The organism is Prosthecomicrobium pneumaticum, from assembly GCF_014199915.1.
Classification (GTDB): Bacteria; Pseudomonadota; Alphaproteobacteria; order Rhizobiales; family Kaistiaceae; genus Prosthecomicrobium; species Prosthecomicrobium pneumaticum.
This window is the reverse complement of the sequence record NZ_JACHOO010000022.1, coordinates 1-2,379: the sequence shown is the minus strand read 5'-3', so window position 1 is coordinate 2,379 and position 2,379 is coordinate 1. Positions and strand designations below refer to the sequence as shown.

The following is a 2,379-nucleotide window of genomic DNA, read 5'->3' as shown; positions in this document are numbered from 1 at the left end:
CGTCGCTCTGCTGACGAATGTGGCCTGGGGCGGCAACCCCGTGCCGAGCTGACAGGCCTCGCGATGACATTCGACGGCAAGGCTTTCGGGCGCGAGATGGTCGGGATCGTCAAGGGCTATGTCGACCGGCGGCTCGCTCCTCTGGACGATCGGCTGACCGATCTCGAAGCGCGCTTGGCCGAGATCGACGGCAAGGCCGCGCCCAAGCCGCGCGTTCGCGTTCCGGCTCTGAGACAGGGAGGCGAAGAGTGAAGAAAAGGTTTCAGCGCGGCGCCGGAGGGATTGAAGTGGAGTGGGCACCGACTTATCCCCGGACGCCCGGCGCCGCGCTGGATGCCGCCCTCCGGGACGCTCTGTGGCGCGCCATCGGTCCGATGATCGAGATTCTCGGCCGCTATCCGACCGAGGACGAACTGGCCATGGTCGCGCGCGCCATCGCGCGGCACCTCGACGAGCCCAACGCGCCGTCGACCCGACTTCAGTAAACCGGAGGGGGGGTGGTCAATTCTTGGGGATGCTCGCCGGCGCGGACCCGCGGCTGGGCAGCATTCAGAGATTTTTTTCGCCGATCCCGAAATTTGCGTGTGGAGCACGGACAATGACCGAAGAACCCCGTCGGGAGGTATCCGGCACCGGCGCCGAACCCGCAAGCCTCTTCAATGACTTGCCGGAGACCGGCAGGCTGGAAGCGACGCGCGACGCGTTTGCGAAGCTGCACGCCTTTTTCCGGCGGTTCGGCGTCACGGACGAGGAGGTGGCGGAGGTCTGCCTTGAGGCGATCGGACCCGCCGCTCGGGCGCGACCCGACGAGTGGGCCGCGAAGCTGCGCGCCGCGGCCTTGATGATCGAGCGGCGCGCGGCGCGGGAGTCCGTCTGATGGCGGATGACCTTCAGAAGCTGACGGTCTCGCTCGAGGCGCGCTTCACCCAGTTCGACCGCGCCGTGGCGCGGAGCCTTGCCGCGACCGAGCGGAGCATGGCGCGGATGGAAGCGCGCACCGTGAAGGCGTCGCGCGGCATGGAGCAGGCTCTCGCCGGCGCTGCGAGCCGGATGGCGGCACCGCTCGCGGGGCTCGGCGCCAGTCTGAGTGCCGCGGCCGTCGTCGGGTATGCCGACGCCTGGACGAATGCGGGGAACCGGCTCGCGGCCGTTGGCGTGCCGCTCGATCAGGTCGCGTCGAAACAGAACGAGCTCGTGCAGATCGCGCTTCGCTCGCGGACCGAGCTCGGCGCCGTCGTCGATATCTACGCGAAGATGGCGGCCAGCGCCGGAACGCTCGGCGCCTCGCAGGCGGAGGTGGCCCGGGTAACCGAGACGGTGGCGAAAGCCCTTGTGCTCGGCGGCGCCTCGGCGCAAGAGGCGGCCGCGACCATCCGGCAGCTTGGTCAAGCCCTCGGCTCCGGCGTTCTGCGCGGCGACGAATTCAACTCGGTCTTGGAACAATCGGCGCCGCTCGCGCAGCTGATCGCGAAGGAGTTCGGCGTCACGACGAGCGAGCTGCGGGCGATGGCCGAGGCGGGCGAGCTGGTCGGCGGCCGTGTGTTCCGCGGCCTGCTGAAGGGATCGGCCGATATCGACCGTTCGGTCGCCTCGATGTCGCTGACGGTGGCGCAAGCCGCCGAGAACTTTCAGACCGCGCTCACCGCCTATATCGGCAATGCCGATCAGGCGACCGGCGTCACGAGGACGCTTGCCGCCGCAATCCAGTTCATGGCGGAGAACTTTGACCTTCTCGAATCGGCCGCGGTCCTCACGGGCGCTGCGCTGGCCGGGCGGCTCGTGTCCGGGCTCGCCGCGGCCGGCGCCGGCATGAGCGCAACGGCTCTCGCCGCGCGCGGCCTGACAGGCGCCCTCGCGCTCATTGGCGGTCCTGTGGGGCTCGCAGTGACAGCCGCGGGCGGGCTGCTCTACCTCGCATCGCAGCACGACAGCGCCAAGGTCGCGACCGAGGCGCACAACGACGCCCTGCGGCTTCTTCGCGAGCAGGTGGCCGGCGCGGCCGGTAGATCGAGGGATTACATCGACGCCCTGGCGAAGGAGAAGGAGGCGCAGTTGCAGGCGGCCGAGGCCGACCTTCAGCGCGCCGAGGCGCTTGCCTCGGTCGAGCGGGCGAAGGCGATCGAGCGGCGCCAGCGAGGCGGCTTTTCCATGGGGCTTTCGTCGGGAGACGCGACGCCCGGTCAGTCGGTCGGAGCGATCGCCGGCGCGATGATCAATCCGGACGCCTTCCTTTCGGACGACACGTTGACGAAGCTCGAACAGGGCCGCGAACGGATCGCAGCGATCCGGACGGCCATCGAGGATCTCCGCAGCCTCGCCGCGGGCGGTGGCGGAGCGGGGACCGGGACAGGGACCGGCGGAGGGCGCGGCTCCGAGGTC

At 69.8% G+C, this 2,379-nt stretch carries 4 protein-coding genes; all 4 read left to right on the top strand.

From position 1 onward, the window contains the following. A partial coding sequence (locus GGQ63_RS21795) for a hypothetical protein (protein ID WP_246429933.1) occupies positions 1-252 on the top strand: 252 nt, incomplete at its 5' end. Next, a complete protein-coding gene (locus GGQ63_RS21790) occupies positions 249-485 on the top strand; it encodes a hypothetical protein (RefSeq protein ID WP_183858735.1) in 237 nt (78 codons plus the stop codon). The genes GGQ63_RS21795 and GGQ63_RS21790, both read left to right, overlap by 4 nt. Positions 486-598: 113 nt before the next feature. Further along, complete coding sequence (locus tag GGQ63_RS21785) at positions 599-877, top strand: hypothetical protein (RefSeq protein ID WP_183858734.1); 279 nt, start codon at positions 599-601, stop codon at positions 875-877. Beyond that, positions 877-2,379: tape measure protein (locus tag GGQ63_RS21780; protein WP_183858733.1), on the top strand; the 1,503-nt coding region annotated here is incomplete at its 3' end. The genes GGQ63_RS21785 and GGQ63_RS21780, both read left to right, overlap by 1 nt.